Below are 19,676 nucleotides of genomic sequence, written 5' to 3' on the forward strand. Positions count from 1 at the left end.
AATTCAAGATGAAAGGTAGCGTTGCAAATCGTTAAACAAGGCTAGCAAGGAAAGAGATATCAGGAGCAAAAAACCCACTTTTTGGAGTTTTTCCTGCAGTGATAAAGACATTCGCTTACCAGCAACCAACTCCCATGCATCATACAGGAGCTGACCCCCGTCGAGCATTGGTAAAGGCACTAAATTCAAGAGTCCAATACTGATACTCATGAGAGCCAAAAAGGCTAAAAATGGTTGCCAGCCGACCTGGGCAGATTTACCTGCCATATCCGCAATACTTAAGGGTCCACCGAGCTGCTTTAAGGTTGTTTTACCCGTAAATAAACCCAACATTAGCCTTACGGAGACCTTGGTTATCAGACAAACCCGCTGATATGCAAAACCGATGGCATCTATCGGCCCCAACTTGAGCTCTATCCACTCCGTGGGTGGAGTCACTTGAGGAAACAAACCGAGCGCCTGAAATGGATCGGATTCGGGTGCAATCGGCGGTAAATCACCCTGCCTAAAGGATTTGACCTGACGGGTGCCAGCAGCATCCCGAATCTCTAGGGCAAAACCTTGCCTCCCGGTCATGGCATCTAAGAGAAGCCAACGCAATGCATTCCAACTGGGAACTGAGTCAAACTCATCAAGAATGGGGTTAGCGTTATTGTCAGAGGAAAGGGATTGCCAACCAATAACCTGATCACCTGCCGCTACCCCCAGTTTTGCAGCAATCGATTGCTCGGGTGGAGCTTGAAGTCGAGCAGGAAGTTGGGGCACGCCCGAAACATAAATCAGGGAGAGCAAAATGACTGCCAACAGGAAATTAGCAAAGGGTCCCGCTGCCACAATCATGGAACGTTGCCACAGGGGCTTGACGTCGAAGGATTGGGGGCGCTCTTGCGCTGAAATGATTTGCTCACGATCACGGCCGTCTAGTAATTTGACATAGCCACCCAAAGGAATAGAAGCAAGAACCCACTCAGTGCCGTTATCGGCGCGATAAGTAAAGAGAGGCTTACCAAAACCTAGGGCAAAGCGAAGTACTTTGACCCCACATAAACGTGCTGCTAGAAAATGGCCATACTCATGAAAACTGACCAGCACACCGAGCGTGACTAAGAATGCAGCAAGAGTGATTAAGGCCTGCATCAAAAGATCAATCTATTTCTGAATGTTGCGAATGAATTGATTGGCAGCTTGACGAGCCTGAGTATCCGCCCCAAGAATAATTTCTAAAGAATCAGCAGGGCTCGATGGCAAGGCATTTAAACAGTGCTCCACCACCTTCGGAATGCTTAAATAAGGCAACCCATCTTCTAAGAAAGCGGCAACGGCAACTTCATTGGCGGCATTGAGAACGGCAGGCGAAGTTCCCCCTGCTTTTGCAGCGGCAAAGGCCAGACTCAAACAAGGAAATTGAGAAAAATTAGGCTCTGTAAAACTGAGGCCACTTAACTGCGTCAGATTCAAAGGGGCAACACCAGCAGCAATCCGTTCTGGCCAAGCCAGTCCATAGGCAATCGGGGTACGCATATCAGGTTGACCCATTTGCGCTAAGACTGAGCCATCGCGATAACGCACCATCGAGTGCACCACGCTTTGCGGATGAATCAAAACTTTAATTTTTTCAAGCGGCAAACCAAATAACCAAAAAGCCTCAATGACTTCAAGACCTTTATTCATCATCGTCGCAGAGTCAACCGAAATCTTACGACCCATCACCCAATTCGGATGGGCGCAGGCTTGATCAGGCGTAATACCCGCTAAGTCTGCAAGGGGTCTATCCCTAAACGGTCCACCAGAAGCAGTTAGCCAAAGCTCTTCAACACCTAAATGGACGGATGGGTTTTTTGTAAAGCGATCTGGTAGACATTGAAAAATCGCATTGTGCTCGCTATCAATCGGCAGCAATTCGCCGCCGCCCGCTTTCATCGCCTGCATAAATAAATTACCCGACATCACCAGCGCTTCTTTGTTAGCGAGCAATACACGCTTACCTGCTTTTGCTGCTGCCAATGTTGGGACTAGGCCAGCGGCGCCCACAATCGCTGCCATCACAGTATCGCACCCAGATTCTGTTACTGCACTAACCAAAGCCTCTGGTCCATGGAGAACTTGAGTAGGAATCTTTTTTTCTTGCAAAATTTTGCTCAGTTGAGCGGCGCCAGCAGCGTCCGCAACCACTGCAATAACAGGCTTGAACTCGACACATTGTTCGGCTAAACGCTCAATTTGTTTTGCGGCGGTCAGTGCGACTACCTTAAAGCGATCAGGATGGGCACGGATGACGTCTAGGGTGTTGACACCAATCGATCCCGTCGACCCTAAGATAGCAAGCTGTTTAAGAGCCATTAAATCAACCCTGCCAGTAATGCGGCAATCGGCATTGTTGGAATGAGTGCATCAACGCGATCTAGAACGCCACCATGACCCGGCAGTAAATGACTGCTATCTTTGACGCCAGCCAAACGCTTTAACTGAGACTCAAATAAATCTCCAAAGATACTGAACGCCGTTAATACTGTCACCATCAGGAACATTGACACCCAACCAAATTGAATAGCCCAAGCGCCAAATAAAGTATCGCCTAGCGGTAAATACGTGACGCATAAGAATGCATAGAGATAACAAAGCAGCAAACCACCTAGCGCGCCCTCAATCGATTTTCCCGGACTGATGTTCACGGCCAGCTTATGTTTACCAAAAGATTTACCAACGAAATAGGCGCCAATATCAGCAACCCAAACTAAGGCCATCGCTGTTAGTAAAAAGACTAGGCCTAATTCACGCAAGAAGACTAATGCAAACCAAGTTGCTGGCAGAATGATCAAGCCGACAATGCTATAGAAAGGTTTGAATTTTTGAAGCGAGAGGTCCATTCCTTTGGCCAAGATGAATGGCGCCAAAAAGAACCAAAATAAGACCGCCATCATCAGCAAAGAAAACTGCCATGTGATTGCTTGCATTCCTAGCAACAATAAAATGATAACTAAACAAAAAACAGCATAGAGCCATGCCGCCTTTTTCGCTTCTGGAGCAATCATACGACTCCATTCCCAAGCGGCGGCAACTAAGGCGACCAGGAAAAAAATACCTAAGTAAATCGGTGGCAAGAAAAATAAGATAGGTAATAGCACTGCCATCAAGATAGCGGCAGTAATGATTCGGGTTTTTAGCATGGGGAAATAAGAAAAGATTTAGACTGCGTCGATCAATGACTCAGATGCTAACTGAGCGCTAGTGCGCCCAAAGCGACGCTCGCGCTGACTAAACCAATCAAAAGCTTTATGTAACTGAGCTTCATCAAAATCAGGCCAGAGAGTATCCGTGAAATACAGCTCGGTATAAGCCAGTTGCCACAGCAGGAAGTTGCTGACGCGCTGCTCGCCACCAGTTCGAATAAACAAATCTGGTTCTGGCGCATAAGCCATAGACAGATAGGGTTGCAATAATTCTTCAGATACTTGTTCTGGCTTCAGACTAGGGTTGGCGGCCAAAGCTTGGCGCATCGCCTGCAAAATATCCCAGCGTCCACCATAGTTAGCTGCAATAGTGAGAGTGAGCCCTTTGCAGGCAGCTGTTTTTTCTTCGGAGAACTGCACCATTTCCTGAATTGCAGAATCAAAGCGGCTTAAATCCCCAATCAGGCGAAGGCGGATATCGTTTTCAGCCAAACGAGAGACTTCACCCTTTAAGGATTTCAGGAATAGCTTCATTAAAAAGCTAACCTCTTCAGGAGGGCGACGCCAATTCTCAGAGCTAAATGCAAACAGGGTGAGATATTCCACGCCTAGTTGGCGACACTCCTGAACAATCTTACGAACAGCACTCAAACCTTCTGAGTGGCCTGCTACTCGCGGCATAAAACGCTTACTAGCCCACCGCCCATTACCGTCCATGATGATGGCGACATGGCGAGGAATAGCGCTAACCTTTGGAATAACTAAGGTTGAGCTAGTATGCTGAGTCATAAGTCGAATAGTAAAAATGGATCTGACGACTAAACCGTCATGATCTCTTTTTCTTTTTCAGAAACGATCTTATCGATATCAATCACCGCGCGGTCAGTCATCTTCTGAATATCATCCGTTGCACGACGCTCGTCATCCTCGGAAATTTCTTTATCCTTGGTGAGGCGCTTTAAATGCTCATTGGCATCGCGGCGTAAATTACGTACAGCGATCTTCGTATCTTCACCTTCGTTTTTGACCACCTTAGTCAAATCACGACGACGCTCTTCAGTCAACGCAGGCATAGGTACACGGATCACAGTGCCTTGCGAGGCTGGGTTGAGACCCAAATCTGAATCACGAATTGCTTTCTCAATTGCGCCAACCATTGTTTTTTCAAATGGCTGTACGTTGATTGTTCTAGCATCAGCCAAACCTAAGCTAGCTACTTGGCTTAGTGGCGTTGGATTACCGTAGTAATCCACCTGGATGTGCTCCAAGATTCCAGGATTTGCACGACCAGAGCGAATCTTTGCCAAATTAGTTTTCAGAGCCTCAAGAGACTTCTGCATCTTTTGATCGGTAGTGCTTTTAATTTCTGCTGCGGACATCAGGCCTCCTATTAAACGTGTACTAAGGTGCCTTCAGACTCACCCTGAACTACGCGCATCAATGCGCCCGGCTTGAGAATCGAAAACACTTTGATTGGTAATTTGCGATCACGGCACAATGCAAAAGCAGTTGCGTCCATGACCTGCAAGTTTTTGATAATCGCTTCATCAAAAGTCATTGTTTTATACAAAGTAGCTGTTGGGTCTTTCATTGGATCGGCGCTGTAAATACCGTCTACCTTAGTAGCCTTGAGCATGATCTCAACCCCCATCTCTGCACCGCGTAAAGCGGCTGCAGTATCAGTAGTAAAGAATGGATTTCCTGTGCCAGCGGCAAAGATCACTACCTTACCTTCACTTAGAGCACGAATCGCACGAGGGCGAATGTAAGGCTCGACCACTTGATCCATTCTCAAGGCAGACTGCACGCGAGCTTCAACCCCTTTTTGGCGCAAGGCATCTTGTAGTGCAAGAGAATTCATCATGGTGGCGAGCATTCCCATGTAGTCAGCTGTTGCACGATCCATGCCGGCCGCACCGCCTGCTACACCTCGGAAAATGTTTCCGCCACCAATCACAATAGCTAATTGAACGCCGCTATTGACTACCTCGGCTATTTCTTTCACCATAGAATCAATCGTGATTGGATTGATTCCAAAAGCATCATCCCCCATGAGGGCTTCACCAGAGAGTTTTAAGAGAACACGTTTGTAGGCTGGCATCGTTTTATTTTCCGTAATTTGCTAAGCAAATTATCTGCTTAGCTTATTGATCTTTAAGTACTTTTTAATATCTTGTCCAAATTATAAAGGGCTTGGCACAGATCAAAGAAAAGGGCATGGAAACCGAGGTTTCTATGCCCTTTTGGGTATTACAGCCGTACTGGGAGAGCCCAGAAAGCTCAGAGCTAATTAAGCCCCTTTAGCAGCGGCAACCTGAGCAGCCACTTCAGCCGCAAAGTCGTCTTGACGCTTCTCAATGCCCTCACCCACAACAAACATAGTGAAACTCTTGATTGTGGTGTTAGCAGCTTTCAGCATTTGCTCAACAGATTGCTTGTCGTTTTTAACGAAAGTTTGGTTCAACAAAGAAACCTCTTTGAGGTACTTCTGAATAGAACCTTCAACCATCTTCTCAACGATTTCTGGTGGTTTGCCAGATTCAGCAGCCTTTTGAACGGCAACACTACGCTCAACAGCAATGGCTTCAGCAGGAACATCAGCCATCGACAAAGCCACCGGCTTCATTGCAGCAATATGCATTGCTACGTCTTTAGCTGCAGTCTCATCACCTTCGAATTCAACCATGACGCCAATACGAGTGCCGTGGAGGTAAGAGACCAACTTGGTGCTACCAGCGAAACGCTTAAAGCGACGCGGCATGATATTCTCGCCGATCTTACCGATCAAGGCACTACGAACTTCATCCACAGTTTGGCCATTCATTGGCAATGCAAGTAAGGCAGCAACGTCAGCTGGATTCTTTTCAGCAACTAACTTGACGCATTCAGCAGTAAAGGCCAAAAAGTCATCGTTCTTAGAAACAAAGTCGGTTTCGCAGTTCACTTCCAACAAAGCACCGGTAGTGCCATTGATGAATGAAACCACAATACCTTCAGCAGTAACGCGGGATGCGGCTTTACCAGCTTTGCTACCGAGCTTTACACGCAGAATTTCTTCTGCACGAGCCATATCGCCATCAGCCTCAGTCAATGCTTTTTTGCACTCCATCATCGGAGCATCAGTCTTGGCGCGTAACTCGCCAACCATTGCAGCGGTAATAGCAGCCATTATTCAGCTTTCCCTTCTTCAACAAACTCTTCTTCGCCTTCTTTAACAGCGGTCAAGATTTCTTGAACAGAGTTTGATTTACCTTCGAGGATTGCGTCAGCAATGCCACGAGCGTAGAGAAGAACAGCTTTGCTGGAGTCATCGTTACCAGGGATGATGTAATCAACACCTTCTGGTGAGTGGTTGGTATCCACTACAGCGATAACTGGAATACCAAGCTTGTTAGCTTCAGTAATAGCAATCTTGTGATAGCCAACGTCCACAACAAAAATTGCATCAGGAACACCGTTCAAATCTTGAATACCGCCAAGCGCTTTTTGCAACTTGTCGAGATCGCGATCATTAGTCAAAGCTTCTTTCTTAGAAAGCTTTTCCCAATCACCAGCTTCTTTAGCAACTGCCATATCCTTCAAACGCTTGAGGGAACCTTTAACAGTTTTGAAGTTGGTGAGCGTACCGCCCAACCAACGGCTGTCGATGTAAGGCATACCAGCACGAGCAGCTTCTTCAGCAATGATCTCGCGTGATTGACGCTTAGTACCAACGAATAAGATAGTTCCACGGTTAGCAGCAACTTGTTTTGCAAATTTCAGGGCGTCCTGAAACATTGGCAATGTTTTTTCTAAGTTGATGATGTGAATTTTGTTGCGATGGCCGAAAATGTAAGGGGCCATTCTTGGGGACCAGAAACGGGTTTGGTGGCCAAAATGGCAACCGGCTTCCAGCATTTGACGCATAGTTACTGACATAACTTCTCCTAAGGGTTGGTTTCTGAGATTGAGTCCTAGCTGCGCTAAAAAGCGCCACCCTGGAAGGCTCAACCCGCTATTTCAGATCAAAATTGATCTGAGAACAAAATTATAGCTTAAGTATCAATGGTCTAGACGCCCCACTCCCAGTTCTTCACTAGAAAACCTACTCAGAAATGCCATTAAATGGTGCATCTGCCTATTAATTAGGCATATTCCCACTGGCAAAAAGCCTCAAGTCGTTGATAATCAAGGCATGAATAGTGTATTTACCACCGAAAAAGACATCCAAGGGATGCGCGAAGCTGGCCGCTTAGCCAGTGAAGTTCTTGACCACGTTGCTCCGCACGTGAATGCTGGTGTGAGCACAGCTGAATTGGATCGCATTTGTCATGAGTACATGCGTGATGTCCAAAAGACTATTCCAGCCCCCCTAAACTACCAGCCACCGGGCTACCCACCTTTTCCGGCGTCGATCTGCACTTCGGTCAATGATGTGATCTGCCATGGCATTCCTGGCGAGAAGATTTTAAAAACTGGTGATGTTGTCAACCTCGATATCACTGTCATTACGCCTGATGGCTACTATGGTGATACCAGCCGCATGTTTATGGTTGGTGAAGTTTCAGTATTAGCCAAACGCCTCACCCAAATTACTTTTGAATGTATGTGGCTTGGCATTGCACAAGTCAAACCTGGTGCATCACTAGGCGATATTGGTCACGTCATTCAGACTCATGCTGAAAAAGCAGGTTATTCAGTGGTTCGTGAATACTGCGGTCATGGCATTGGCAAAGTGTTTCATCAAGATCCACAGATTCTTCACTACGGCCGTCCTGGCACCGGCGAAAAGTTAACAGAAGGCATGACCTTCACCATTGAGCCGATGATCAATGCCGGTAAGCGCGATATTCGGACAATGCCTGATCAATGGACAGTGAAGACTAAAGACCGTAGCCTTTCAGCGCAATGGGAGCACACACTTTTAGTAACGGCGACTGGCGTTGAAGTGTTAACTTGGTCAGAGGGTAGCAATCCAATTCCTGATTGCGTTAAAGGTCTCACATTTAGACCAAACCTAGCTAACGCTTAATTACTCAATTAGTTCAAGCGCAATGGGTCAAACTCTCACAGCGATGAAACCTATTGCGGATATTGCCAGCCTAAGGGCTGCACGAGAATTAGCCTATGAGGACTTTCGCAAGCATCATGTGGTTGGTCGATTAACTAAGCAACTGAGTAAGCTCAGCGATGAACTCCTCATTAGTTTGTGGAATTCATGCGACTTAAGTGCGGATGCTGCACTGGTGGCGGTAGGTGGATTCGGTAGGGGCGCACTCTTCCCTTACTCCGATATTGATATTCTGATTTTGCTTCCAGCAGATAAGCAATACTTTGAAGAGGTACTTGCAAGCAAGATTGAAAAGTTTGTAGCGAAATGCTGGGATACCGGATTAGAAATTGGCTCCTCAGTGAGAACTGTTGCCGAGTGCGCATCTGAGGCAGAGCAAGACATCACCGTTCGTACCTCCCTACTGGAATCACGACTCATCTGCGGCAAGAAATCCCTCTTCAAAGAGTTTGAATCTGTTTATGAGGAGACTTTAGATCCAAAGTCATTCTTCCAGGCTAAGTTAGCAGAGCAAATTCAGCGTCACTATAAATATCAAGACACGCCCTATTCCTTAGAGCCAAATTGCAAAGAGAGTCCCGGCGGCTTGCGTGACTTACAGGTAATCTCCTGGGTCAGTAAAGCAGCACACTTAGGCAATACATTTAAGGATCTCAGTCTTGCCGGCCTCATTACCCAACGCGAGTTAACCGAGCTTAATCGTAACCAGCGTTTTTTAGAAACCCTGCGCGCAAACTTGCATCTACTGGCGAAGCGTAGGCAAGATGTTTTGGTATTTGACTTACAGACACCATTAGCAGCAGCCATGGGCATTACAGAAGAGTCCTCAAGGCTGGCCAGTGAGGCAATCATGCGCCGCTATTACTGGGCAGCCAAAGCAGTCAGTCAATTAAATGATGTACTACTGCAAAATATTGAGGCACTCCTTTTTCCTCAAGAATCCAAAACAACCCATGCCATTGCTGGTGAAGGTAATGAGTGCTTTATTGAGCGACAAGGCGTCCTAGACATTACTGACCCTCAGTTGTTTCAGAAGCATCCAGAACAAATTCTGCGAACCTTCTTAGTTTTTGCGCAAACAGCAAACGTCAAGAGCTTATCGGCAACGATCTTTAGAGCCCTGTATAATGCTCGCCAAAAAATGGATAGTCAATGGCGTAAAGATCCAGTCAACCGCGCACTCTTTATGGAAATCCTCAAAGAGCCTGACGGAGTCAGTCGCGCTTTTCAACTCATGAACCGCACCAGCGTACTCGGTCGCTATCTGCCAGCCTTCAGAAGAATTGTTGGTCAGATGCAGCACGACTTGTTTCACGTTTACACAGTGGATCAACATATCCTGATGGTGCTGCGTAATGTACGCCGCTTTATGGTGGTTGAGCATACGCATGAGTTTCCCTTTTGCAGTAGCCTGATTGCCCATTTTGAAAAACCTTGGCTCTTGGTCATTGCTGCACTCTTTCATGACATTGCCAAAGGGCGTGGTGGTGATCACTCCGCGCTTGGTAAAGCAGACATGCGCAAGTTTGCAAAGGATCATGGCCTAGATAAGGCAGATACTGAGCTCTTAATTTGGTTGGTTGCAGAGCACTTGAACATGAGTCAAGTAGCGCAGAAGCAAGACATTACCGACCCCGATGTGGTGCAAGCGTTTGCTAAAAAGGTGGGTGATGAGCGCCATCTCACTGCGCTGTATCTATTAACGGTTGCGGATGTTCGTGGAACCAGCCCTAAAGTGTGGAATGCCTGGAAGGGTAAGCTACTGGAGGATCTCTATCGCGTTACCTTGCGTGTACTGGGTGGTGCAAAACCAGATGCCTCTTCAGAGCTTGCACAGCACCAAGAAGAATCCCGCGCCATGTTGCGACTCAATGCAATTGAAGATTCTGCTTATGACAATCTCTGGAAGCAATTGGATGTAGCTTTCTTCTTACGCCAAGATGCTGCCGATATTGCTTGGTTAACTCGCCATCTCTACAACAAGGTCGATAGCGACATTCCTGTAGTACGGGCTCGCCTCTCTCCAGTTGGTGAAGGATTGCAGATTGCCGTCTACGTTAAAGACCAAGAAGATCTTTTTGCCAGAATTTGCGCCTACTTTGAACGCCACGGCTTCTCGATTTGGGATGCCCGCATTCATACAACAAAGCATGGCTATGCATTAGATACATTTCAAATCTCAGGTAGTAATTTGGTGGATGAAGGTGGAAGCTATCGCGATCTTATTCAGTTGGTGGAATATGAGCTCACAGCTGCACTGCAAATCAATGATCCGCTACCATCACCCAGCATGGGTAGGCTCTCGAGACAGTCTCGCACCTTCCCTATTCAGCCTCGGGTACACATGACTCCGGATGAGCGTGGTCATTACTATGCTTTATCCCTGTCAACGAGTGATCGCACCGGCTTACTTTATGCAATCTCTAGAATATTAGCCAAGCATCAAGTCTCATTACATACTGCACGCATCAATACATTGGGCGAGAGAGTGGAAGACGTATTCTTATTAGATGCGGCTAACTTGAGTAAAAACCCGAAGCTGCAGATCTTGTTGGAGACGGATTTGTTAGAGGCTTTGGGGGCTTAACAAACTCCAGCTGGACCGTATCTGAAAAAAGATGAGTGGCCGTTTAGACTGGCCAGTGACCTAGGCCAACAACTCCAGCATTGCGGCCTCATCAATGACCGGAACGCCCAACTCTTCTGCTTTGGTGAGTTTGCTTCCGGCATCTGATCCTGCGACTACGTAGTCGGTTTTCTTGGAGACTGAGCCTGCTACTTTGGCACCCGCTTTTTCGAGAAGATCTTTTGCTTCGTCTCTGGTCATGGTCGGGAATGTGCCTGTCAGTACAAAGGTTTTTCCTGCTACTGCGGCACTGATGACTTTTTCTTCTACGGAGAGCTGCATTCCTGAGGCTAGGAGTTGTTCAATTACTTCACGGTTATGGGATTCTTCCATAAAGCTGGTGATGGAGTCCGCTACTACTGGGCCAACGTCCTTTACTGTCAGTAAGTCTTCGAGCTTGGCATCCATGAGGGCATGCATAGATTGGTAGTGATTAGCCAAGTCTTTGGCGGTTGTCTCACCTACGTGACGTATACCCAAGGCAAAGATAAATCTGGCTAGCGTAGTATTTCTAGATTGATTGATTGCCTGTATGAGGTTATCTGCAGACTTTTCACCCATGCGCTCTAGGTTGGCGATTGCAGTAAAGCCGAGGCGATAGAGGTCGGCCGGGGTTCTGACTAGATTGTGATCAACCAATTGATCAACGATCTTCTCGCCTAAACCTTCAATATCCAATGCTCTTCTATGCGCAAAATGAATTAATGCCTGCTTACGTTGAGCTCCGCAAAATATGCCGCCACTACAACGGGCAATCGCTTCATCAGCCAATCGCTCGATATGTGAATCGCATACAGGGCAGTTTGTTGGCATGACAAATTCTGATGTGTTGGCTGGTCTACGCTCCTTAACCACCGACACCACCTCAGGAATTACATCCCCCGCCCTTCTCACAGAAACAGTATCGCCAACGCGCACATCTTTACGCTTGACCTCGTCTTCATTGTGCAAAGTAGCATTCGTGACGGTGACGCCACCCACTTCAACAGGAGCAAGTCTGGCTACTGGAGTGATGGCACCAGTGCGACCCACTTGGACATCAATACCAAGAACGGTGGTTAAGGCCTCTTGTGCTGGGAACTTATGGGCTAAAGCAAAGCGTGGGGCTCTAGATACAAAGCCTAACTTAGCTTGCTCTGCAAAGGAATTAACCTTATAGACCACGCCATCAATGTCATAAGGCAAAGAATCGCGCTTTGCACCCACTTGATTGTAGAAAGCCAAAATGTCATCAACTGATTTGAGAACACGGCGTTCTGAGCAAACTGGTAAACCTAGTTTGACATAGGCGTCTAGAAGTTGTTCGTGAGTGGCTGGTAACCAGGACTGTGGCTCCAGTGCACCTAAGCCATAGGCAAAAAATGACAATGGTCTTTTGGCGGTGATCTTGGAATCCAATTGACGCAAGCTCCCGGCTGCAGCATTACGAGGGTTGGCGAATTCTTTCTCACCCTGGGCTGCGGCTTGCTCGTTCATTTTCTGGAAGTCTTTAAGATACATAAAGACTTCTCCGCGCACCTCTAATACTTTCGGGATATTGCCCCCGGATAGCTTTAGCGGAATAGCCCGAATGGTTTTGATATTTGCAGTGACATCTTCACCACTAGCGCCATCACCACGGGTAGCAGCCCTCACTAAGGAGCCATCTTCATAACGCAAGGAGATTGCCAAACCATCAAATTTGAGTTCGCCTGCGTAATCCACTTGAGTAAGCTGCAAACCTTCACGGCAGCGACGATCAAAAGCAATCAGCTCGGCATCTTCAAACGCATTGTTTAAGGAAAGCATCGGTACTACATGTGTAACTGAATCAAATTCTTTGAGGGCGGTGCCACCCACTCTTTGTGAGAGCGAATCTGCGGTAATCCATTCTGGATGATGTGCCTCTATTTCAATGAGCTCTCGGTAGAGACGGTCGTACTCACTATCAGGAACTATCGGGTTGTCTAGAACATAGTAAGCATGCTCTAAGCGCGCTAACTCAGTCTGTAAGAATGCGTAGCGATCCGCTAAATTTGTCGGACTAGAGGACGACAAAGCGATTCCTTAACTAAAGAGTCTGCTAGCAGTAGAAGAGCCAGCTGGAACGCCACCCTTCTCAAGATTGGCATACAAGCCATCGAGATGCTGACGAATACTAATCACGGCAGCCTCAGTCAGATTAATACCGTTGTCATCTACCAAGCGGCCATTAGCAGCTTGAGCGATTTCAATGCCTTCGCCGAGCATGCGCTCGAAAGCGCGCTCTTCATGCGATACCAAGGGCACCTCAAGCAATAAGGTTACCTGCTTAATTGGTGCATTGGGATTAATTTCTGAACTAGTAAAGATGAGTGCGCCATTACTAAAGAACTCATAAGCACGGCCATTACGAGAGAGTCTAAAACCCCGCTGACGCATCAAGGCATCAAAGTTGGCGCCTGGTGTAGCCTCATCGAAGAGTACATTAATACTTAATTGAATGTCGCTCTCAGCAGCCATGGTATCCAACTCTTTGGCACTCTCGAGCATGGTGTTTACGCTGGGCATATCAATCTGGGAGCCCAAGGTTTCTGCAAGGGCTTGAGCACGTGAACAAAAATCAGATAACTCGAGAACCCCAATCGGACCACGACGGCTAGCGAGCTGAATTGCCAGTTGGAGCTCAGAGTATGAAGCCTCGGGACGCAGAGCCTCCCAATCCTCAGCAGCATCAACATCCGCATTGAGTCCTTCGCACATCCAACGCGCTGCTGAAGTTGCAGGAACCTCATTCCATGCGTTGATCTCGTCTAGGATTTCAGCGCCGCTAATACTCTCATCAAAACGCAAGGTAATAACGCAGTCGATCCTGGGATCAATAGAGAAACTATCTGGAATCGAGGGTGCAGAGAAACTAATATCGCCAAACGTAGGTTCAGCACGCTCTCCTGTCTCAGCAAAGCCTTGCCCTAGAGAAGGCTCTTTTGCAAAACGATCATCAGAAGCATATTCGCCGGCAGCTTTTGCCTTACGACGTGCACGGGCGTATTTGAAATTCATAATGGCTACTGAAATCAGAATCAGTAGGCCAATGACAGCCAAAGCAAATTGCAAGTCAGACAAACCCAATGCTGTCATGATTTGCTCTAAATCCACTTAAGCTGCCTCCACCATCGATACCGCAGAAGAGATATCAACCGCCACAATACGAGATACACCCTGCTCTTGCATGGTGACACCAATCAACTGGTGAGCAATTTCCATGGTGATCTTGTTGTGTGAGATGAATACAAATTGAGTCTTACTAGACATTTTGGCAACCATCTGCGCATAACGCAAGGTGTTCGCATCATCTAATGGCGCATCAACCTCATCAAGTAAGCAGAATGGTGCGGGATTGAGGAGGAATAATGAGAAGACTAAAGCGATTGCAGTTAAGGCCTTTTCACCGCCGGAGAGTAAGTAGATGGAACTGTTCTTCTTGCCTGGAGGCTGAGCCATGACTTGAACACCAGCATCCAAGATTTCTTCACCAGTCATTACCAACTCTGCATGACCACCACCGAAGAGCTCAGGGAATAACTTACCGAAATGCATGTTGACCTGATCAAAGGTGCCCTGCAATAGATCACGGGTTTCCGCATCAATCTTGGCGATCGCATCCGTCAAAGTTTGCATTGCTTCATTCAAGTCAGCAGATTGAGCATCCAAGAACTGCTTACGCTCACGCGAACTGGAGAGCTCATCTAGGGCAGCCATATTGACTGGGCCTAAAGATTGAATCTCAGAGTTGAGGCGGTTTACTTCAGTTTGTAGCGCTCCTACTTTCAGATCCGGACTAAAACTCACTTCCAGTGCAGATAGGTCAGCTTCAGCATCTGACAACAAGGTTGCAAATTGCTCAAAGTTCAAACGGGCAGCCTGTTCGCGCAACTGTAAGTCGACTACCTTGTCGCGCATCGGTTGAAGGCTACGCTCAATCTGCAAGCGCACTTCATCAGCTTCACGTAATTGATGCAACAGTGCATCTTGTTCTGTGCGGGCGTTAGCTAATGCTGCTTCGCGAGCGCTGCGGGCCAGTAACAATCCTTGTAATTTATCTTGAGCTTCTTCGTCGCTGAGAGTTTCAAGCTCTTGCTCGGAAGTCGCCTGCTTATCCTGAATCTCCATGATCTGCACACGCGCAGTACTTTGGTCGCGTTGCAAGTCGGAGATACGCTGCTGTAAAGAACGAGTTGCAAATGCCGCTTCTTGAGCAGACATTTCTGAAGAGCGTAGGGATTCGCGCAGGCGATCGCGCTCTTGGGTGGCTAGCTCCAGTTTTTCTTGAGCAATAGCTAAATTTTCTTGTAAACCTTGTTTGGATTCTTCTGACTGTGCGAGCTCTTGTGCAGATTGCTCTTGAGTTTGAGTCAATTGCTCCATTTGCTGACGCAACTCACTTAACTCACCCCGAATTTGTTCGGCGCGTTGGCTGTACTTTTCTTCAGCTTGAGTTAACTGCATTCTTTCCACTTCAAAGCCATGCACTTCTTGTACGGCTTGCTCTGCAGCAATACGGGTTTGCTCTGCAGCTTGATGAGCAGCTTGGTAATTAGCAGCGCATTGATCTAACTCACCTTGCAACTCACTCTGAATTAACTTCTGTGCACGTAATTGCTTCTCAAGACCTTCCATCTCTTGAGCACGTGCCAACATACCAGCTTGCTCAGAGTCAGCTGCGTACAACTGCACACCCACACGACTGACTAAATGGCCTTGCTGAGTCACGAAAGCACCGCCAGCAGGTAACTTCTCACGGCGATGCAATGCATCTTCCAAACTATTGGCAATGTAAATGTTATCTAACCACTCTTGCAATACAGCAGCTACGCGTGGTGCGCCTGCACTTTGAACACGAGTTAATAAGGGTGTGAAATCTGCTGGCACAGTCGTGTGCGCAGGAGAAATATCCTCAGTTAACAAAATAGCTAAACGACTTGGGGGTGCATCATTGGCTAAAGCTAACGTTTCTTGAACACTCTTAGCGGTAACCGCAGCTAAGCGCTCGCGTAAGACTGACTCTAAAGCAGCTTCCCAACCGCTCTCCACTTTGAGCTCTTGCCACAAACGCTTGCTCTCTTTTAAGCCCTTGCTCTCAAGCCATGGACCAATCTTGCCTTGAGCTTGAACGCTAGCTTGCAAGGCAGTTAATGCAGTGAGTTTGGCTTCGGTTTGAGCTAGCTCTTGGTTAGCAGATTGAATCTGTTGTTGTGCGGTATTGCGAGCTTCATCAGCTGCAGGAACACGTTGTTGCGCCTCGCCTGCTTTTTGTCTCGCTTCATCTACCTTACGTTGCGCCATCGCATGACGATCAGTAGCCGTTTGCAATGCTTCGGCATCTGGTCTACGCATGCCAGCGAGTTCAGCCTCAAGACGGGTATCGCGCCCCTTGAGCTCCTCTACTTGTGACGTGATGGCTTTAACGCGCTCGCCTAAACTAGCTAAGCGCTGATCAATCGTAGCTAAGTTCTCGCGAGCATCATTCAGTTCGCGTGCATGAACTTGATAAGCCTCTTCGCGTGCTGGCATTTGCTCTTGCAGGCCAGATAAATCCGCGATTAAGGTTTGCTCTTTTTCTGCAGCTAGGCTGAGCTCATGCTCAGCAGTGCGCTGCGCTTGAGCTGCATCAGTTTCTTGAACAGTCCAACGTTGCAGTTGAGCTAGTAAATCTTGAGATTGCTGTTGCAGACGCTGACGCGCTTCTTGCACGTAACGAATTTGTGATTCTACTTGGCTGACATCAGCATTCGTTTGATACAAATCGCCTTGAGCTTGAGAAACTTTATCTTGTAGAGCGTACTGCTCAGTACGCATGGTCTCGAGCTCAGTCTCCACATGACGCATTTTGGCAGTCTGCTCTTCTAAGCTAACTTGCGTGTCACGAATACCGTTAGCATGACGCTCTTGCTCTTTACCAGCCTCGGTCTGGCGCACGAACCACAAAAGCTGTTGCTGAGACTTCATCTCGGTAGATAGCTCAGCGTGACGCTCGGCTACGGTTGCCTGCTTCTCTAAACGAGTGACTTGCTGATCGAGCTCACGCAAAATATCTTCTACGCGTACTAAGTTTTCTTTTGTATCTTCTAGGCGGGATGCAGTTTCTTTACGGCGCTCTTTATATTTAGAAACACCAGCTGCTTCTTCCAAGAAAACACGCAACTCTTCTGGCTTTGCTTCCAAGATGCGGTTGATGGTGCCCTGCCCGATGATCGCGTAGCCTCTTGGGCCCATACCGGTACCCAAGAAAATATCTTGAATATCTTTACGACGTACAACTTGATTGTTGACGTAATAACTAGAATTACCATCACGCGTCAAAACACGTTTAATACCCAATTCGGTAAAAGCACTCCACTGACCTTGAGCGCGCCCTTCGGAATTATCAAAAATGAGTTCAACGCTGGCACGACCCGAAGGTTTACGCAAACCCGAGCCATTAAAAATCACGTCTTGCATCGATTCGCCACGCAATTCACTAGCGCGAGACTCGCCCAAAACCCAGCGTACGGCGTCAATAATGTTCGACTTTCCGCAACCGTTAGGACCCACAACACCGATCAATTGACCTGGCATTTCAAAATGGGTTGGATCGACGAAGGACTTAAAGCCGGAAAGTTTGATGGATTTCAGTTGCACGGCGTACTTTGCAGGGAAAAAAGGGGTTCAAATAAGGGGGTAAAAATTATTACTAAAGTGGGAAGATGATAGCAAGCTTAAGGCTCCCCACACGGGTTTTTGCCCCACCGATATAATGATTAATCTTTATCCAGGGACAAAACCCCTTAACAATCTGATAGTTAACTGAAAAGCATGAGCAAATCACCACAAAGCATCATCGATCAAGCCTGGGAAAACCGCGCAAACCTGTCTCCTGAGGCCGTTTCCGGGGAAATCCGCAACGCCGTGAACGCCGTGCTCGAAGGCCTGAATACAGGCAGTATTCGCGTGGCCGAGCGCCGTAGCGTTGGCAAATGGGAAGTAAACCAGTGGGTCAAAAAGGCAGTTTTGCTGTCTTTCCGCTTGGAAGACAACAAACCGATGGGCGCTGGTGGCTATACCCAGTTCTACGATAAGGTGCCGAGCAAGTTTGAGAACTACACTGCCGAAGACTTCGCCAATGGCGGTTTTCGCGTGGTTCCCCCTGCAATGGCTCGTCGTGGCTCATTTATCGGTAAAAATGCCGTTTTAATGCCTTCATATGTCAATATCGGCGCTTATGTCGGTGAAGGCACCATGGTGGATACCTGGGCAACCGTAGGCTCATGTGCCCAAATCGGTAAAAACGTCCATCTTTCTGGTGGTGTTGGTATTGGTGGTGTTTTGGAGCCAATCCAAGCCGGTCCAGTGATTATTGAAGATAACTGCTTTATTGGCGCCCGCTCTGAGGTCGTTGAAGGTGTCGTTATTGAAGAAAATGCTGTTCTCTCCATGGGCGTTTACATTGGTCAAAGTACCAAGATCTACGACCGCGAAACCGGTGAGATCCATTACGGCCGTGTACCAGCAGGTTCCGTTGTAGTTCCAGGTTCCCTTCCCTCTGCTTGTGGCAAGTACAGCCTGTACGCTGCAATCATTGTGAAGAAGGTAGATGCTCAAACTAGAGCTAAGACTGCGATTAACGAACTCTTACGAGATTAAGTTTTAAAGCTAAATATATGAGCTCCACCTTAGAGTTAACTGAGGCCCTTATCTCCTGCCGCTCGGTAACCCCGGCGGACGGAGGTTGCCAGGAACTCATTGCCAAACGCCTTCAAGCCATCGGCTTTCATACAGAGAGCGTTGTGAGTGGTCCTGAGAACTTTCAGGTTACTAATTTGTGGGCAATCAAAAAGGGTGTCTCTGGAGATCAAGGCAAAGTCTTAGTTTTTGCTGGCCATACTGATGTTGTGCCTACTGGCCCATTAGAAAAATGGACCAATGATCCATTTTCTCCAACTATTAGAGATGGTGTGCTTTACGGTCGTGGCGCTGCGGATATGAAAACCTCCCTAGCAGGATTTGTAGTTGCTACTGAAGAGTTTGTTATCACCCACCCAGATCACAAGGGCACGATTGCCTTTTTAATTACTAGTGATGAAGAGGGTCCAGCGAACGATGGCACAGTCATCATGTGCGAGCGCTTGCAAAAGCAAGGTCAGCGTTTAGATTACTGCGTGATTGGTGAGCCAACTTCAGTTGATCAACTCGGCGACATGATTAAGAATGGTCGCCGTGGATCACTCTCGGGCAAGCTTCGGGTTAAAGGCATTCAGGCGCATATTGCCTACCCTCACTTGGGTAAAAACCCAATTCACCTTTCAGCGCCAGCGATTCAAGCGCTTGTTGAGACTGAGTGGGATAAGGGCAATCAGTATTTCCAACCTACGAGCTTTCAGATTTCGAATATTCACGCGGGTACTGGTGCGAATAACGTCATTCCTGGTGAGTTGGCGATTGATTTCAACTTCCGCTTCTCTACCGAGAGCAAGCCAGAAGAGTTACGTAGTCGCTTAGAGGGAATTCTCACTACTGCAGGTCTCGATTTTGAAATTGATTGGGTCTTAGGTGGTAGCCCATTTATTACGGGTGATGGCGCCCTTGCTGGCGCCCTACGTAAAGCCATTAAAGCAGAAACCAAGATCGATACAGAACTCTCCACCACTGGCGGCACGAGTGATGGTCGCTTCATTGCGAAGATCTGCAAAGAAGTAGTTGAGTTTGGACCGCTCAATGCGACTAGCCACAAGATTGATGAGTGCGTGATTGTGGATGATGTGGTGCCACTCAAAAATATCTATCGCAAGACACTCGAGCAACTTGTTGCTTAAGCCTGTTTCGTCAATTACTT

15 protein-coding genes are annotated in these 19,676 nt (G+C 47.5%); 4 read left to right on the plus strand and 11 right to left on the minus strand.

What is annotated here, in order from left to right:
• Positions 1-3 precede the first annotated feature (3 nt).
• The 8 genes from C2747_RS07145 to rpsB form a co-directional block, all read right to left on the minus strand.
• Positions 4-1,137 carry a M50 family metallopeptidase gene (locus C2747_RS07145; protein ID WP_215330914.1) on the minus strand — a complete coding sequence of 378 codons (1,134 nt, stop codon included), beginning with the start codon at positions 1,135-1,137 and terminating at the stop codon, positions 4-6.
• A gap of 12 nt (positions 1,138-1,149) precedes the next feature.
• The gene (ispC, locus tag C2747_RS07150) at positions 1,150-2,340 is read right to left on the minus strand and encodes a 1-deoxy-D-xylulose-5-phosphate reductoisomerase (RefSeq protein WP_215330915.1); all 1,191 of its coding nucleotides are present in this window, start codon (positions 2,338-2,340) and stop codon (positions 1,150-1,152) included.
• Positions 2,340-3,167: a phosphatidate cytidylyltransferase gene (locus tag C2747_RS07155; RefSeq protein ID WP_215330916.1), complete on the minus strand. Its 828-nt coding sequence runs from the start codon at positions 3,165-3,167 to the stop codon at positions 2,340-2,342. Before C2747_RS07155 ends, ispC begins: the two co-directional genes overlap by 1 nt.
• Positions 3,168-3,185: 18 nt before the next feature.
• Positions 3,186-3,959 (minus strand): undecaprenyl pyrophosphate synthase, encoded by a 774-nt coding sequence (gene uppS / locus C2747_RS07160; protein ID WP_215330917.1) that lies wholly within the window; start codon positions 3,957-3,959, stop codon positions 3,186-3,188.
• Positions 3,960-3,988: 29 nt separating this feature from the next.
• Positions 3,989-4,549, minus strand: coding sequence for a ribosome recycling factor (gene frr / locus C2747_RS07165; RefSeq protein ID WP_215330918.1), 561 nt, complete (start codon positions 4,547-4,549; stop codon positions 3,989-3,991).
• A gap of 11 nt (positions 4,550-4,560) precedes the next feature.
• The gene (gene pyrH / locus C2747_RS07170) at positions 4,561-5,271 is read right to left on the minus strand and encodes a UMP kinase (RefSeq protein ID WP_215327567.1); all 711 of its coding nucleotides are present in this window, start codon (positions 5,269-5,271) and stop codon (positions 4,561-4,563) included.
• A gap of 189 nt (positions 5,272-5,460) precedes the next feature.
• Entirely contained in the window at positions 5,461-6,339 is an 879-nt protein-coding gene (tsf, locus tag C2747_RS07175) for a translation elongation factor Ts (protein WP_215330919.1), read from the minus strand.
• Complete coding sequence (gene rpsB / locus C2747_RS07180; protein ID WP_015421433.1) at positions 6,339-7,088, minus strand: 30S ribosomal protein S2; 750 nt, start codon at positions 7,086-7,088, stop codon at positions 6,339-6,341. The genes tsf and rpsB overlap by 1 nt, the downstream gene beginning before the upstream one ends.
• Before the next feature lie 256 nt (positions 7,089-7,344).
• On the opposite strand from rpsB, the gene map reads away from it, so the two are divergent.
• Both map and C2747_RS07190 read left to right on the plus strand, forming a co-directional pair.
• Positions 7,345-8,181 carry a type I methionyl aminopeptidase gene (map, locus tag C2747_RS07185; protein ID WP_215330920.1) on the plus strand — a complete coding sequence of 279 codons (837 nt, stop codon included), beginning with the start codon at positions 7,345-7,347 and terminating at the stop codon, positions 8,179-8,181.
• 22 nt (positions 8,182-8,203) lie between these two features.
• Positions 8,204-10,807, plus strand: a complete 2,604-nt coding sequence (locus C2747_RS07190; protein ID WP_215330921.1) for a [protein-PII] uridylyltransferase — start codon at positions 8,204-8,206, stop codon at positions 10,805-10,807.
• A 60-nt stretch (positions 10,808-10,867) separates the two neighbouring features.
• On the opposite strand, the gene ligA is transcribed toward C2747_RS07190, so the two are convergent.
• From ligA to smc, 3 genes are read right to left on the minus strand one after another with little or no spacing between them, the layout of a single operon-like run.
• Positions 10,868-12,883, minus strand: a complete 2,016-nt coding sequence (gene ligA, locus C2747_RS07195; RefSeq protein ID WP_215330922.1) for an NAD-dependent DNA ligase LigA — start codon at positions 12,881-12,883, stop codon at positions 10,868-10,870.
• Positions 12,884-12,892: 9 nt separating this feature from the next.
• Positions 12,893-13,945, minus strand: coding sequence for a cell division protein ZipA C-terminal FtsZ-binding domain-containing protein (locus C2747_RS07200; RefSeq protein WP_215330923.1), 1,053 nt, complete (start codon positions 13,943-13,945; stop codon positions 12,893-12,895).
• An 18-nt stretch (positions 13,946-13,963) separates the two neighbouring features.
• Positions 13,964-17,485, minus strand: coding sequence for a chromosome segregation protein SMC (smc, locus tag C2747_RS07205; protein ID WP_215330924.1), 3,522 nt, complete (start codon positions 17,483-17,485; stop codon positions 13,964-13,966).
• 174 nt (positions 17,486-17,659) lie between these two features.
• On the opposite strand from smc, the gene dapD reads away from it, so the two are divergent.
• Both dapD and dapE read left to right on the plus strand, forming a co-directional pair.
• Positions 17,660-18,487, plus strand: coding sequence for a 2,3,4,5-tetrahydropyridine-2,6-dicarboxylate N-succinyltransferase (gene dapD, locus C2747_RS07210; protein WP_215307856.1), 828 nt, complete (start codon positions 17,660-17,662; stop codon positions 18,485-18,487).
• Positions 18,488-18,504: 17 nt separating this feature from the next.
• The gene (gene dapE, locus C2747_RS07215) at positions 18,505-19,656 is read left to right on the plus strand and encodes a succinyl-diaminopimelate desuccinylase (RefSeq protein WP_215330925.1); all 1,152 of its coding nucleotides are present in this window, start codon (positions 18,505-18,507) and stop codon (positions 19,654-19,656) included.
• The last annotated feature ends 20 nt before the right edge of the window (positions 19,657-19,676 follow it).

The sequence above is a fragment of the Polynucleobacter corsicus genome, from assembly GCF_018688255.1.
GTDB lineage: Bacteria > Pseudomonadota > Gammaproteobacteria > Burkholderiales > Burkholderiaceae > Polynucleobacter > Polynucleobacter corsicus.

Coding starts and splice junctions, on each gene's coding strand:
- pyrH (WP_215327567.1), bottom strand. CDS start 5,271: ATGCCAGCCTACAAACGTGTTCTCTTAAAACTCTCTGGTGAAGCCCTC.
- dapD (WP_215307856.1), top strand. CDS start 17,660: ATGAGCAAATCACCACAAAGCATCATCGATCAAGCCTGGGAAAACCGC.
- dapE (WP_215330925.1), top strand. CDS start 18,505: ATGAGCTCCACCTTAGAGTTAACTGAGGCCCTTATCTCCTGCCGCTCG.
- ispC (WP_215330915.1), bottom strand. CDS start 2,340: ATGGCTCTTAAACAGCTTGCTATCTTAGGGTCGACGGGATCGATTGGT.
- C2747_RS07145 (WP_215330914.1), bottom strand. CDS start 1,137: ATGCAGGCCTTAATCACTCTTGCTGCATTCTTAGTCACGCTCGGTGTG.
- C2747_RS07200 (WP_215330923.1), bottom strand. CDS start 13,945: ATGACAGCATTGGGTTTGTCTGACTTGCAATTTGCTTTGGCTGTCATT.
- C2747_RS07190 (WP_215330921.1), top strand. CDS start 8,204: ATGGGTCAAACTCTCACAGCGATGAAACCTATTGCGGATATTGCCAGC.
- rpsB (WP_015421433.1), bottom strand. CDS start 7,088: ATGTCAGTAACTATGCGTCAAATGCTGGAAGCCGGTTGCCATTTTGGC.
- tsf (WP_215330919.1), bottom strand. CDS start 6,339: ATGGCTGCTATTACCGCTGCAATGGTTGGCGAGTTACGCGCCAAGACT.
- uppS (WP_215330917.1), bottom strand. CDS start 3,959: ATGACTCAGCATACTAGCTCAACCTTAGTTATTCCAAAGGTTAGCGCT.
- C2747_RS07155 (WP_215330916.1), bottom strand. CDS start 3,167: ATGCTAAAAACCCGAATCATTACTGCCGCTATCTTGATGGCAGTGCTA.
- frr (WP_215330918.1), bottom strand. CDS start 4,549: ATGTCCGCAGCAGAAATTAAAAGCACTACCGATCAAAAGATGCAGAAG.
- map (WP_215330920.1), top strand. CDS start 7,345: ATGAATAGTGTATTTACCACCGAAAAAGACATCCAAGGGATGCGCGAA.